Here is a 14,571-nt window from a genome sequence, read left to right as displayed (position 1 = left end):
CAAAAGTGGTAACATAAAAATCAGAAAGATGAGGGATGACGATGAGCCATTTGTTAACGATGAGTGAATTATCGGAAGTAGAAATTTCAGAAATCCTAAAAGATGCAGAAGATTTTGCGAATGGAAAAGAGAGCAAAACGACAGAGCAAACTTTTGTTGCGAACTTGTTCTTTGAGAATAGTACGAGAACGAGATTTAGCTTTGAAGTTGCTGAGAAGAGATTAGGACTTGATGTTTTAAACTTTTCAGCTGATGCATCTAGCGTACAAAAAGGAGAAACTCTATACGATACGATAAGAACACTAGAATCAATCGGAACAAAAGCAGTGGTCATCCGCCACGAGCAAGATCGCTACTTCGATGAACTAAAAGATCAGGTGAATATTCCAATCTTAAATGCTGGAGATGGATGCGGAAACCACCCAACACAGTGCCTACTGGACCTTCTTACAATTAAACAAGAGTTTGGAAGATTTGAAGGTTTGAAGATTGCAATAGTAGGAGATGTTCGTCATAGCCGAGTAGCACGTTCTAATGCAGAAGCATTAACGAAGCTTGGTGCAACAATTTACTTTGCAAGTCCAGAAGAGTGGAAAGATGAAGACAACACATTTGGAACATACAAACCATTAGATGAACTTGTTCCAGAAGTTGATGTAATGATGTTACTCCGTGTACAACATGAGCGTCATGATCATTATGAAACAGACATTATGAAAGAATATCATGAGAAACACGGATTAACAGTAGAAAGAGAAAAGCGTATGAAAGAAGGAAGCATTATTATGCATCCAGCTCCTGTAAACCGTGATGTTGAAATTGCAAGTGAACTTGTTGAGTGTGAGCGTTCACGTATATTTAAACAAATGGAAAATGGAGTTTACGTAAGAATGGCTGTACTAAAACGCGCCTTACCAAATGTATTAGGAGGAATGAAACATGAATTATTTGTTTAAAAATGGTCGTTATATGAATGAAGAAGGAAAAATCGTAGCAACGGATCTTCTCGTACAAGACGGTAAAATCGCTAAGGTAGCAGAAAATATTACGGCAGATAATGCTGAAGTAATCGATGTGAACGGAAAGTTAATCGCACCTGGATTAGTAGATGTACACGTACATCTTCGTGAACCAGGTGGTGAACATAAAGAAACAATTGAAACAGGTACACTAGCAGCGGCAAAAGGTGGATTCACTACAATTTGCGCAATGCCAAATACACGCCCGGTACCAGATTGCAGAGAACATATGGAAGACTTGCAAAAACGTATTGAAGAAAAAGCTCATGTTAACGTACTACCATACGGAGCAATTACAGTACGTCAAGCTGGTTCTGAAATGACAGATTTCGAAACATTAAAAGAACTTGGAGCATTTGCTTTCACAGATGACGGCGTAGGCGTACAAGATGCGAGCATGATGTTAGCGGCTATGAAACGTGCAGCAAAATTAGATATGGCAGTAGTTGCGCACTGTGAAGAGAATACGCTTATTAATAAAGGTTGTGTACATGAAGGGAAGTTTTCTGAGAAACACGGATTAAACGGTATCCCATCAGTATGTGAATCTGTACATATTGCAAGGGATATACTGCTTGCTGAAGCAGCAGATTGCCACTATCACGTATGTCATGTAAGTACGAAAGGTTCTGTACGTGTAATCCGTGATGCGAAACGCGCTGGAATTAAAGTAACAGCAGAAGTAACACCGCATCACCTAGTGTTATGTGAAGATGATATCCCATCAGCTGATCCTAACTTTAAAATGAACCCACCGCTTCGTGGAAAAGAAGACCATGCAGCATTAATTGAAGGTTTATTAGATGGAACGATCGATATGATCGCAACTGACCATGCACCGCATACAGCGGAAGAGAAAGCACAAGGAATTGAAAGAGCACCGTTTGGAATTACTGGTTTTGAAACAGCATTCCCGCTTCTATACACAAACCTTGTGAAAAAGGGAGTTATTACGCTAGAACAGTTAATTCAATTCTTAACAGAAAAGCCAGCTGATACATTCGGCTTAGAAGCAGGTCGCCTAAAAGAAGGTAGAGCAGCTGATATTACAATCATTGATTTAGAACAAGAAGAAGAGATTGACCCAACAACATTCTTATCAAAAGGAAAAAATACACCATTCGCAGGTTGGAAATGCCAAGGATGGCCGGTAATGACAATCGTTGGTGGTAAGATCGCATGGCAAAAGGAGAGTGCATTAGTATGAAAAGACAACTTATCTTAGAAGATGGAACAGTATTAATTGGAACAGGTTTCGGAGGCGAAATCGAAAAGTCAGGTGAGGTTGTATTTACAACAGGAATGACTGGATATCAAGAAACATTATCTGATCCATCATATTGCGGTCAAATCGTAACATTCACGTACCCATTAATCGGAAACTACGGCATTAACCGTGACGATTTTGAATCCATTCACCCATCTGTAAATGGTTTAATCGTAAACGAAATTTGTAATCACCCATCAAACTTCCGTAATGAAATTTCGTTAAATGATTACTTGAAAGAAAGAAATATCCCAGGATTAGCAGGGATTGATACGAGAAAATTAACGAGAAAAATTCGTCAATACGGTACATTACGTGGACGCCTTTGTAACATGGATGCAGATGTAGAGTACATTGTAAGCCAATTAAAAGCGACAGTATTTACAGATCATGTAAAACGCGTATCAACGAAAGATCCATACCCAAGCCCAGGTCGTGGTCACCGAGTTGTACTAGTAGACTTCGGTATGAAACATGGTATTTTACGAGAATTAAATAAGCGTGACTGTGATGTAATTGTAGTTCCTTACAACACAACAGCGGAAGAAATTTTACGCCTTAGCCCAGATGGAATTATGTTAAGTAATGGACCTGGAGATCCGAAAGATGTACCAGAAGCAATTGAAATGTTAAAAGACATTATCGGTAAAGTTCCTTTATTCGGAATTTGCCTAGGACATCAATTGTTCGCTCTAGCATCAGGTGCAAATACAAGTAAGTTGAAATTTGGTCACCGTGGTTTAAACCATCCAGTAAAAAATCTTGCAACTGGAAAAGTAGCAATTACATCTCAAAACCACGGATACGCAGTAGAAGAAGAATCAGTTGAAAATACAGATCTTGAAATTACACATGTTGCTTTAAACGATGGAACGGTAGAAGGTCTTCGTCATAAGAAGTTCCCGGCATTTACAGTACAATACCATCCAGAAGCTTCAGCGGGACCAGAAGATGCAAATGATTTATTCGAAGATTTCTTAACAATGATTGAAAACTTCAAGAAAGAAGGGGAAGAGTTATGCCAAAACGCCTAGACATTAACACAATTTTAGTAATCGGATCAGGACCAATTGTAATTGGGCAAGCAGCGGAGTTTGACTACTCTGGTACACAAGCTTGTCAATCTCTTAAAGAGGAAGGTTACAAAGTAATCCTTGTTAACTCTAACCCAGCAACAATTATGACGGATACTGCAACAGCAGATAAAGTATACATCGAGCCATTAACATTAGAATTCGTAAGCCGTATTATTCGTAAAGAACGTCCTGATGCAATCCTACCAACATTAGGTGGTCAAACAGGTTTAAACATGGCTGTTGAACTTGCAAAATCAGGCGTACTTGACGAGTGCGGAGTTGAAATTTTAGGAACAAAATTATCAGCAATCGAGCAAGCGGAAGATCGTGATTTATTCCGTACATTAATGCAAGATTTAAATGAACCAACACCACCAAGTGAAATTATTCATAACCTTGATGAAGCATATGGATTTGTAAACGAAATTGGTTACCCAGTAATCGTTCGACCAGCGTTCACATTAGGAGGAACGGGCGGCGGAATTTGTCATAACGAAGAAGAGCTAATTGAAATCGTAACAAGTGGTTTAAAACATAGCCCAGTAACACAATGTTTATTAGAGAAAAGTATTGCTGGCTGTAAAGAAATTGAATACGAAGTAATGCGTGATTCAAATGATAACGCGATTGTAGTGTGTAACATGGAAAATATCGATCCAGTTGGTGTTCATACAGGTGATTCAATCGTTGTAGCACCGAGCCAAACGCTAAGCGACCGTGAATACCAAATGTTACGTAACACGTCATTACGAATTATTCGTGCACTAGGAATTGAAGGTGGATGTAACGTTCAGCTTGCACTAGATCCATATAGCTTCCAATACTATGTAATCGAAGTAAATCCACGTGTAAGTCGTTCATCTGCACTAGCATCTAAAGCAACTGGATATCCAATTGCGAAATTAGCAGCAAAAATTGCAGTCGGCTTAACGTTAGATGAAATCGTAAACCCAGTAACACAAAAAACTTACGCTTGCTTCGAGCCAGCGTTAGACTATGTTGTTTCAAAAATTCCACGTTGGCCGTTTGATAAGTTTGAATCAGCGAACAGAACGCTTGGAACACAAATGAAAGCAACTGGTGAAGTTATGTCAATCGGACGTAACTTAGAAGAATCATTACTAAAAGCAGTTCGTTCTTTAGAGCTTGGCATTTATCACTTAGAATTAGACCACTTAAAAGAACTTGATAAAGAAACGATGAAAAAACGTATCATTAAAGCGGATGATGAACGACTGTTTATTGTAGCAGAAGCAATTCGCCAAGGTGTAACGAAAGAAGAAATCAATGAATGGTGTGAAATGGACTTCTTCTTCTTACAAAAAGTTGAAAACATCGTAAATATGGAACGTGAAGTAAAAGCGAATGTAGGAAATATGGAAGTACTACAAACTGCAAAAGAAATGGGCTTCAGCGATCACTACATTGCAGCAGCTTGGAACAAAACGGAGCGCGAAATTTACGATATGCGTAAAGAAAATAATATGATGCCAGTATTCAAAATGGTAGATACTTGTGCGGCAGAGTTTGAATCTGCAACGCCATATTACTACAGCACATATGCGGACGAAAATGAATCGATTGTAACAGATCGTAAGAGTGTAGTAGTTCTAGGATCTGGTCCGATCCGTATTGGTCAAGGTGTTGAGTTTGATTACGCAACAGTTCACTCAGTATGGGCAATTAAAGAAGCTGGATATGAAGCAATTATCATTAACAACAACCCAGAAACAGTTTCAACAGACTTCAGTATTTCTGACAAATTATACTTTGAACCATTAACGATTGAAGATGTAATGCATATTATCGATTTAGAAAAACCAGAAGGTGTTATCGTTCAGTTCGGTGGACAAACGGCAATTAACTTAGCAGCGAAACTAGAAGAACACGGTGTGAAAATTTTAGGAACATCACTTGAAGACTTAGACCGTGCAGAAGATCGTGATAAATTCGAAGCTGCTTTAACAAAACTTGGCATCCCGCAACCAGTTGGTAAAACAGCAACGACTGTAGAACAAGCGGTAGCAATCGCAGAAGAAATTGGTTACCCAGTATTAGTAAGACCATCTTACGTACTAGGTGGACGTGCGATGGAAATCGTATATCGTCAAGAAGAACTACTGCACTACATGAAAAATGCAGTTAAAGTTCATGCAGATCACCCAGTATTAATCGACCGTTACATGGTTGGTAAAGAAATTGAAGTAGATGCAATTTCCGATGGTGAGAATGTATTCATTCCAGGTATTATGGAACATATTGAACGCGCTGGAGTTCACTCTGGTGACTCAATTGGAGTATATCCACCACAAAGTTTATCTGAAAAACTAAAAGAACAAATCATTGAACATACAATTGCACTTGGAAAAGGATTAAACATTGTTGGATTACTAAATATCCAGTTTGTAGTATTCAAAGATCAAGTGTACGTAATTGAAGTAAATCCACGTGCAAGCCGTACAGTACCGTTCTTAAGTAAAATTACAGGCGTACCGATGGCGAATGTTGCAACGAAAGTTATTTTAGGGCAAGACCTAGTAGAGCAAGGATACGGAACTGGCTATCACCCAGAAGAGAAAGAAGTATATGTAAAAGCTCCGGTATTCTCATTCGCGAAACTACGCTCAGTTGATACAACATTAGGACCTGAAATGAAATCAACAGGGGAAGTAATGGGTAAAGACTTAACGCTTGAAAAAGCATTATATAAAGGATTAGTTGCTTCTGGAATTAACATACCAACGCACGGCTCAGTAATCATTACTGTAGCGGATAAAGATAAAGAAGAGGCGATGGAAATTGCAAAACGTTTCCACGAAATCGGCTATAACTTATTAGCAACAGCTGGAACAGCACAATCATTAGAAGAGCAAAATATCCCAGTACAAGTTGTAAACAAAATTGATTCTGAAGACTACAACTTACTAGATATTATCCGTCAAGGAAAAGCACAGTTTGTAATTAACACATTAACAAAAGGTAAACAACCAGCGCGTGATGGTTTCCGCATTCGCCGTGAATCAGTAGAAAATGGTGTGGCTTGCTTAACATCACTTGATACAACAAGAGCAATCTTACGAGTATTAGAATCTATGACATTCTCAGCTCATTCAATGAAAGAAATTACGCAAACAAAGCGTCACGAGGTGGTACATGCATGATGCAAAAGCAAAATATGATCGTCGTTAACCAAAAAGAAATCGCAAAAAATATTTACGAATTAGTGCTTCAAGGAACGTTAGTACAGCAAATGAACGAACCAGGGCAGTTTGTACACATTAAGGTAGCAGAGGGCATTGCGCCCCTTCTGCGCCGCCCAATTAGTATTTGTAATGTAGATCAAGAGAAGAACGAATTTACAATGCTATATCGTGCCGAAGGACAAGGGACAAAAACATTAGCAACTAGAAAACAAGGTGAAATGGTAGATGTACTAGGACCATTAGGACACGGTTTTCCTGTAGAAGAAGCAGAAGCTGGTCAAACAGCTTTACTAGTAGGTGGGGGAATTGGTGTACCACCACTTTATGAATTATCACAGCGCCTCGTTGCAAAAGGTGTACGTGTTATTCACATCTTAGGCTTTCAAACGAAAGATGTAGTTTTCTATGAAGAAAAATTTGCAGAACTTGGTGATACGTACGTTGCGACAGTAGACGGTACACACGGTACAAAAGGATTTGTCACAGATGTAATTGATAATTACGGAATTGACTTTGATATTCTTTATTCATGTGGTCCGCTAGCGATGCTTCGTGCATTAGAAGGACGTTACAAAGAGAAAAAAGCCTATATTTCATTAGAAGAACGTATGGGCTGTGGTATTGGAGCTTGTTTCGCATGTGTATGCCACTTACAAGAAGATCCAAGTGGACATTCTTACAAGAAGGTGTGTAGCGACGGACCAGTATTTCCAATCGGGGAGGTTGTACTATGAACAGATTGCAAGTTGAATTACCAGGATTATCATTAAAAAATCCAATTATACCGGCATCTGGATGCTTTGGGTTTGGTCGTGAATATGCACAGTTTTACGATTTAAGTGTACTAGGATCAATCATGATTAAAGCGACGACAGAACAACCACGTTATGGAAATCCAACGCCTCGTGTTGCTGAAACACCAGGGGGCATGCTAAATGCAATCGGACTTCAAAACCCGGGATTAGACAAAGTAATGAATTCGGAATTACCATGGTTAGAACAATTTGACCTTCCAATTATTGCAAACGTTGCAGGCTCACAAGCTGAGGATTACGTAGCGGTTGCGAAGGAAATTTCTAAAGCGCCTAATGTCCATGCACTAGAATTAAACATTTCTTGTCCGAACGTAAAAACAGGTGGTATCGCCTTTGGTACAAATCCTGAAATTGCTGCTGATTTAACGAAGCGAGTAAAAGAGGTTTCTGAAGTACCTGTATACGTGAAATTGTCACCGAACGTGGCAAACATAGTAGAAATTGCAAAAGCGATTGAAAATGCAGGTGCAGATGGTTTAACGATGATTAATACATTGCTTGGTATGCGTCTAGATTTAAAAACAGCTAAACCAATTTTAGCAAACCGTACAGGCGGATTATCAGGTCCTGCGATTAAGCCAGTAGCAATTCGCATGGTACATGAAGTAAGCCAAGCGGTTAACATTCCAATTATCGGAATGGGTGGTATTGAAACAGCTGAAGATGTAATTGAATTCTTCTATGCTGGCGCAAGCGCAGTTGCAGTAGGTACAGCGAACTTTATCGATCCGTTCGTATGTCCGACAATTATTGAAGAGTTACCAGCATTATTAGATGAATTAGGATTTGATCACATTTCGGAATGTCAAGGAAGGAGCTGGAAGCAAACATGTCACAGTCGTTAATCGTTGCACTAGATTTTCCAGGGAAACAAGAAGTAGAACAATTCTTACACCACTTTGAAGGGGAAGAGTTATTTGTCAAAGTAGGTATGGAGTTATTTTACAAAGAAGGCCCTGCGATTATTACGTACTTAAAAGAAAAGGGACATAAGATCTTCTTAGATTTAAAACTTCATGATATTCCGAATACAGTAAAAAGCGCTATGCGTAGCCTAGCTAGTCTAGATGTTGATATGGTAAATGTTCATGCTGCTGGGGGAAGCAGCATGATGAAAGCTGCGATTGAGGGATTAGAGGAAGGTAAGCAAGAAGGAAAAGAGAGACCGATTTGTATTGCAGTTACACAACTAACAAGCACTTCGGAAGCTATGATGAAAAAAGAGATCGGCATTGAGAAAACGTTAGAAGAAGCGGTTGCTCATTATGCAAAATTAACGAAAGAAAGTGGACTTGATGGCGTTGTTTGTTCAACACTTGAAGTTCCAAAATTACGTGAAGTATGCGGAAATGAATTTGTAACAGTAACACCGGGGATTCGTCTTGCAAGCGATGATGTAAATGACCAAGTGCGCGTAGCAACACCGAAACGTGCGAGGGAACTTGGCTCAAGCTACATCGTAGTTGGACGTAGTATTACAAAAGCAGAAAATCCGCTTGAAGCGTATAAAACAGTAAAACAACAGTGGGAAGGTGTAACAGTATGAAAAAAGAAATCGCATCGCATTTATTAGAAATTGGAGCAGTATTTTTACAACCGAATGATCCATTCACTTGGTCTTCAGGTATGAAATCACCAATTTATTGTGATAACCGTTTAACTTTATCTTATCCAAAAGTACGTCAAGCGATTGCAGCTGGATTAGAAGAGTTAATTAAAGAGCACTTCCCAACTGTAGAAATTATTGCAGGAACAGCAACTGCTGGTATTGCGCACGCTGCATGGGTAAGCGATCGTATGGATTTACCAATGTGCTACGTACGTAGTAAAGCAAAAGGTCACGGTAAAGGGAACCAAATCGAAGGAAAAGCTGAAAAAGGTCAAAAAGTCGTAGTAGTAGAAGACTTAATTTCAACTGGCGGTAGTGCAATTACATGTGTAGAAGCACTTCGCGAAGCTGGATGTGAAGTATTAGGAATCGTATCAATCTTCACATATGAGTTAGAAGCAGGAAAAGAAAAACTAGAAGCAGCTAACGTAGCATCATATTCTTTAAGTGATTACAGTGCATTAACTGAAGTTGCAGCAGAAAAAGGTATGATTGGACAAGCTGAAACGAAAAAATTACAAGAGTGGCGTAAAAATCCAGCTAACGAAGCTTGGATCACAGCGTAACATGAAAAAAACGACCGCGGGGGAACGCGGTCGTTTTTTATATTATTGTTAAAACTTCATGTAAAGAACAGATAGTAGGAATATCGTACTTGAGTTGTGAGTTATCTCGATTTAACCATATCCCTTGCATCCCAGCTGCTGTACTACTAATCGCATCAGTCTCTAATCGATCGCCAATATAATAGCAATCTTTCATTTCAAGGTTCGATTGTAATACGGTTCTGTGAAAAATTTCAGGATCTGGTTTCGATATACCAAGTTCACTAGAAGTAAATATATATTTGAAAAAAATCTATAATACCATTTCTTTCAGCAGCCTCATAATCAAGTAAAGTTCCATCAATATCAAAGAAAATCATATTGCTGTCTCCTTGTTAACAACTATTTAGCGTTTTCAGCAACCTCATATCCTTTCACAAACAATAGCGTCATATAAGAAACGATAAACGAGAAGATGCTGTACATGCCAACCCAAAAGAAAAATTTTGGAGTAAAGGCGATAACACCTATTATTAAAAAACTAGCAAACGTTACAATTGGCATTACGTAATACGTTTTCGTTTTGCGTGTTCCAATAACAGATACGATAAAGATAAATAATGGACAAATTAATAAGACGAAAATCAATTCATTCATAGGTATGTCCCCTTTTCTAATTGCAGTAATCTGTTTCTCGTAAACGTTTTGAAAAAATTACTCTCCTAATATAATTTCGCTAAGTAATAACGAATCCCTCTTGAAAACTGATAATTCATGATGAATTTTACAAGAAAAAAACGTAAGCAAGAGAACACTTGCTTACGTTATAGGGTAAACATCGCAACGATCATGGTGACAATTAAACCGATAACAACCGGTAAAAAGTTTCGGCGTGCAAGTTCAAATGGATCGACTTTACAAATCGCAGCAGCAGGAATAAGTGCCCAAGGAATTAACGTCCCGCCCCCGGTCCATATAGCTGCAATTTGCCCGAGTGCTGTTAATGTAGCTGTTCCATGACCTAAAGCTGTTCCGAAAAGGTTTGCAATGGAACCAGCAAGCGATATACCGGAAAAACCAGATCCATCTAAGCCTGTTATGACACCAACGATAGTTAATGTTCCCCCCGATACGTATTGGTTTAAAGGGACCGTTTGAGATAAGGCAATCCCTAAGTCGTTAATGATTCCATGTGAACCTTTCGGTAAATAGTCTCCGATAATTTTCACAAAGCCGCTATCTCCTAAATAAAAGAGTGCAGCAATTGGAATAACTGGACCAAAGATTTTAAAGCCAAATTGGAGCCCTTCTATAAAATAATCGGTTGTTTTATTTAGTCCATTACCTTTGTAGGCGATGAGTGAAATGATGATAATCATAATAACAGTCGTTCCGCCGATAAGTGCAGTTGCGTCGCTTCCTTGTAGTTTAAATTGAATCATGCAAAGGATATCAATGATATATACGATAGGAATACATATAGCGAGCCATTTTTTTATGCGAGGAGATAATGAAGTGAGCGTTTTAGAAGAATCAGTTGATGGGATAGATTCTTGTATAGATAAGCCTGTATGAAACTCTTTTCGTAAGAAGAAAAAAGCGATGGAAGTTGTCACAATGCCCATAACGATAACGAGTGGAACACTTGCAGATACGACGCTGGAAACAGGGAGACCAGCCGCGTCTGCAGTTAATTTCGGTGCACCTTGAATAACGAAGTCGCCAGATAAGGCGATGCCGTGTCCGAATAAGTTCATAGCAATTGCTACTCCAATTGGGGGGAGACCGACGCGTACAGCAACCGGTAATAAAATAGCTCCCATTAAGGCGACAGCGGGAGAAGGCCAAAAGAAGAAAGAAATTGTCATCATCAAAAGGCCAATAATCCAGTAGGCGAGGGTAGGGGTACGGATCATCTTTGTAAATGGTGAAATCATCGTATCATTTATACCGGTATGAACGAGTAAATTGCTCATGGATACAATAATAGAAATGATTAATATAGTTGGTAATAGCTCAGTAATGGCGTAAATAAAACTTTGAAAAATGCCGCTAACGGCAAGAGGGATAGAACTTGTAGCAGTTAATGTTAATAAAAAGATAAAATCGATACAAATAATTGTAGTATCTTTCCGGAGAATAAAAAAGGTAATAATAGTGAGTAAACAAATAACATAGAGAGCGTGTAATAGCGCTAATTCAACTCCCATAACATTCACATCCTTTAGGCATTCGTGTAGTTTATTGTATGAAAGCAGTGAAAGTATGTGAGTATAGGAAAAAGAAAAAAGTAAAATTTCATGTACTGTAATGGTAAGGACGATAAATGGATGTTACAATACAATTAATCCTAAAAATGGAATTCAAGGAGGGCTTATGCACAAAAAAATTGGATTTTTGGGATTTATCATATCTTGTAGTCTATTAATCATTTTAAAGCTATTTACTAACAATGAATGGATAAGTATTATACCTGTTTTCGGGTTTGTATTTATACTTTTATATAACTGGGATGGTATGAAACAATACAGTAAAAAGTATCGGAATTATGATAGGTATCATCGTTGTTTGCTCATTGTTCGCAGGGGTTATTTTAATAGAGGGTCAGAAACAAATGGAGAAAATGTCTATTTTTCAAGAATGGATGTCTTCTGCAAACGTTCTTTATCTTGTAATTATAGTTGTTATTTTTCTAAGAATTGTTATAAGTATAGCAAGTTACATATTAAAGGAGAAGTAGAATGGGGGAGTACGAATGAGAGAAAAAATAGGATATTATGGTGTGCTAGTTTGTTTACTATTATCAATTATTTCAGGACAATTTCTTAACAGTGAATGGGTACCAGTTATATTATGTATAGGAGTATTGATTTTTGCTCCTATGTATCGTTGGAATGAATGGAAAGCATATAGTCGAAAAAAGAAAATGGTTTTCAGCATCGAATTTGTCATTATAATCAGCACAATTCCGTTTTTGTTATGGAAAGGAAATGAGATAATAGATGGAATTGTAATGTTTCAAGGGTGGTTGTTTATTGCGAAAATGCTATATTTAATATGCATTTTAATGTTGGTAGTGGTAGTCGCTAAAATAGTAAACGAAAAGCTATTCGTTAATGAATAAAAGAAAATGCCACCTTATTCGGTGGCATTTCCTCATTTTACTGCATGAGCTTTTTGCATCTTTTTAATTAAACGAATTTGTCCACGATGATTGATTTCATCTTCAAAAACGTGAAACCACTTAAAATAGTTATTTGCTGGTTTGTCATACCAAAAGTCTGTCGTTTTAAATAACCATTCATCAGGTAACGATTGAAAAGTCTCGATTGTTTTGGAACGTACTTCTTGTAATGTATTTATGTAAAATTCTATAGCGTTTCCTTTTATTTTTTCACGCCCAAGATCGCCTAATTCAATGCCAGGTAACCAGCGTTCTAATTCAGCCTCCGTTGGTTCACGGTCTTCAAAAGTATGAATTTGGTAGTAAAATTCAATAGCAGCCATATGATACAATAACATGCCAATTGAATTTGCTTCCTTATCATATAAATAATCAAGTTCTTCAATTGTTAAACTTTCCACTGCTTGCATTGTTGTATAGCGAGCGTAATTCATCATGGAAACAAGCTTTGAAAATTCTACATGTAAACCCTCCAATTTATCAATTACAAAATTCAATTAAAATTTCCCCTCTTTAAATGAATACTCCAGAGAAGGAATTCTATGTGCAAAAAAGTTTTGTTTAAACCTTCATAATATTAACAAGGGATTATAATTAGTTCTCTATTTGATTTTGTAATAACTTCATATCCGTCTTTTGTAATGACGATATCATCTTCAATTCTACAACCGCCCCAGTTCGGTATGTAAATGCCTGGTTCAACTGTAACAACCATACCTTCTTTTAATGTAGCTTTACTTTCTTGGGATAAGCGAAGAGGTTCATGTATTTCTAAGCCAAGACCATGACCAGTAGAATGACCAAAATATTGACCATATCCACAATCTGTAATGTAGTTTCTTGTTACATCATCGATACTTTTCGCAGTTTCTCCAGGCTTAATCGCTTCAGTCCCACGTTTTAACGCTTCTCGTACAACATTGTATATTTTTTTGAATTCTTCCGATGGTTCCCCTATTGCTACGGTACGTGTTATATCGGAACAATATCCGTCGTAAAGTGCACCAAAGTCTAATGTAACGATGTCGCCTCGTTCAATTATTTTATTTGATGCAACTCCATGTGGAAGAGAAGAACGAACACCAGAAGCTACAATAATTTGGAATGAAGAAGATGTGGCCCCTTTTTTTCGCATGGAAAATTCTAACTCATCTCGAACGTCAGTCTCGCTTATTCCAGGCTTTAGAAATGTAACAATATGGTGAAATGCTTCGTCAGCGATCGTAGCTGCGATTTTCATTGTTTCTATTTCAGATGTGTCTTTAATAAGTCGAATATCTTCAATAATCTCACACACTGGAACCATTTCTATATGTATATATTTTTGTAGTTTCTTAAATTGTTGCAAAGTCATATTATTGTCTTCTATACCAAGTTTTTGAATTTTTAATTTTGATACTTGATTTGCAACTTCTTCTTCTAAATTTCCTTTATGCATAATAATTTCTGCTGCTTTTATTTCCGTTTTTGCTTGATCTACGTAACGGAAATCAGTAATGAAAATAGCTTTATGCGCAGCGATTAAGACAACGCCTGCGCTACCTGTAAAGTTTGTTGCGTATTGACGGTTTTCTTTTTTTGTAATAAGTAACCCGTCGATTCCGTAATTATGTAGTTGTTTTTGGATGTTAGTTATTCTTACATTCATTTTAATTCCTCCTTTTTACATTAATAAAGCAAGAATTGTGCCAGTATATTTATTTAGAATAAAAGAGAAGAGGGTAGCTGTGTGTCAAAAAAACTAGACGAATGTAAAATAAATATATATAAAATTTTTACAGTAAGTTTTTATGTGACTGAACAATAATATAAACTCGCAAACGAAAATCTTTTTAATTTAAATATTATATTTT

13 protein-coding genes and 2 pseudogenes are annotated in these 14,571 nt (G+C 37.5%); 10 read left to right on the top strand and 5 right to left on the bottom strand.

From position 1 onward, the window contains the following. Positions 1–41: 41 nt before the first annotated feature. The 8 genes from pyrB to pyrE are packed head-to-tail and all read left to right on the top strand — an operon-like array spanning position 42 to position 9,555. The gene (pyrB, locus tag BC_RS19395; RefSeq protein ID WP_000018849.1) at positions 42–956 is read left to right on the top strand and encodes an aspartate carbamoyltransferase; all 915 of its coding nucleotides are present in this window, start codon (positions 42–44) and stop codon (positions 954–956) included. Continuing rightward, positions 940–2,226, top strand: coding sequence for a dihydroorotase (gene pyrC / locus BC_RS19390; protein ID WP_001108367.1), 1,287 nt, complete (start codon positions 940–942; stop codon positions 2,224–2,226). Before pyrB ends, pyrC begins: the two co-directional genes overlap by 17 nt. Next, positions 2,223–3,320: a carbamoyl phosphate synthase small subunit gene (locus BC_RS19385; RefSeq protein ID WP_000828686.1), complete on the top strand. Its 1,098-nt coding sequence runs from the start codon at positions 2,223–2,225 to the stop codon at positions 3,318–3,320. The genes pyrC and BC_RS19385 overlap by 4 nt, the downstream gene beginning before the upstream one ends. After that, on the top strand, positions 3,305–6,523 hold the full coding sequence (gene carB / locus BC_RS19380) for a carbamoyl-phosphate synthase large subunit (RefSeq protein ID WP_001126101.1): 3,219 nt from the start codon (positions 3,305–3,307) through the stop codon (positions 6,521–6,523). The genes BC_RS19385 and carB overlap by 16 nt, the downstream gene beginning before the upstream one ends. Next, positions 6,520–7,299 carry a dihydroorotate oxidase B electron transfer subunit gene (gene pyrK / locus BC_RS19375; RefSeq protein ID WP_000983359.1) on the top strand — a complete coding sequence of 260 codons (780 nt, stop codon included), beginning with the start codon at positions 6,520–6,522 and terminating at the stop codon, positions 7,297–7,299. The genes carB and pyrK overlap by 4 nt, the downstream gene beginning before the upstream one ends. Then, a complete protein-coding gene (pyrD, locus tag BC_RS19370; RefSeq protein WP_001081049.1) occupies positions 7,296–8,225 on the top strand; it encodes a dihydroorotate oxidase B catalytic subunit in 930 nt (309 codons plus the stop codon). The genes pyrK and pyrD overlap by 4 nt, the downstream gene beginning before the upstream one ends. After that, positions 8,210–8,926, top strand: a complete 717-nt coding sequence (gene pyrF / locus BC_RS19365; RefSeq protein WP_000083510.1) for an orotidine-5'-phosphate decarboxylase — start codon at positions 8,210–8,212, stop codon at positions 8,924–8,926. The genes pyrD and pyrF overlap by 16 nt, the downstream gene beginning before the upstream one ends. Next, positions 8,923–9,555, top strand: coding sequence for an orotate phosphoribosyltransferase (gene pyrE / locus BC_RS19360; RefSeq protein WP_000711440.1), 633 nt, complete (start codon positions 8,923–8,925; stop codon positions 9,553–9,555). The genes pyrF and pyrE overlap by 4 nt, the downstream gene beginning before the upstream one ends. A gap of 37 nt (positions 9,556–9,592) precedes the next feature. Here pyrE and BC_RS19355 read toward each other — a convergent pair. The 3 genes and pseudogenes from BC_RS19355 to BC_RS19345 all read right to left on the bottom strand — a co-directional run. After that, positions 9,593–9,844: pseudogene (locus tag BC_RS19355) on the bottom strand (HAD family hydrolase); the annotation flags it as partial. Between the two features lie 92 nt (positions 9,845–9,936). After that, positions 9,937–10,191: a YbeF family protein gene (locus BC_RS19350; RefSeq protein ID WP_001003915.1), complete on the bottom strand. Its 255-nt coding sequence runs from the start codon at positions 10,189–10,191 to the stop codon at positions 9,937–9,939. 167 nt (positions 10,192–10,358) lie between these two features. Continuing rightward, on the bottom strand, positions 10,359–11,744 hold the full coding sequence (locus BC_RS19345; protein ID WP_000537860.1) for a transporter: 1,386 nt from the start codon (positions 11,742–11,744) through the stop codon (positions 10,359–10,361). Positions 11,745–11,910: 166 nt separating this feature from the next. Between BC_RS19345 and BC_RS19340 the strand changes: the two are divergent. Continuing rightward, positions 11,911–12,274, top strand: a pseudogene (locus BC_RS19340) (YoqO family protein). A gap of 15 nt (positions 12,275–12,289) precedes the next feature. After that, positions 12,290–12,658 (top strand): YoqO family protein, encoded by a 369-nt coding sequence (locus tag BC_RS19335; protein ID WP_001208249.1) that lies wholly within the window; start codon positions 12,290–12,292, stop codon positions 12,656–12,658. A 32-nt stretch (positions 12,659–12,690) separates the two neighbouring features. Here BC_RS19335 and BC_RS19330 read toward each other — a convergent pair whose 3' ends face one another. Further along, positions 12,691–13,215 carry a DinB family protein gene (locus BC_RS19330; RefSeq protein ID WP_001012056.1) on the bottom strand — a complete coding sequence of 175 codons (525 nt, stop codon included), beginning with the start codon at positions 13,213–13,215 and terminating at the stop codon, positions 12,691–12,693. 80 nt (positions 13,216–13,295) lie between these two features. Further along, positions 13,296–14,366 carry a M24 family metallopeptidase gene (locus BC_RS19325; RefSeq protein WP_001102862.1) on the bottom strand — a complete coding sequence of 357 codons (1,071 nt, stop codon included), beginning with the start codon at positions 14,364–14,366 and terminating at the stop codon, positions 13,296–13,298. Between the last annotated feature and the right edge of the window lie 205 nt (positions 14,367–14,571).

The organism is Bacillus cereus ATCC 14579, assembly GCF_000007825.1.
GTDB lineage: Bacteria > Bacillota > Bacilli > Bacillales > Bacillaceae_G > Bacillus_A > Bacillus_A cereus.
This window is presented reverse-complemented; position numbering and strand designations above follow the sequence as displayed.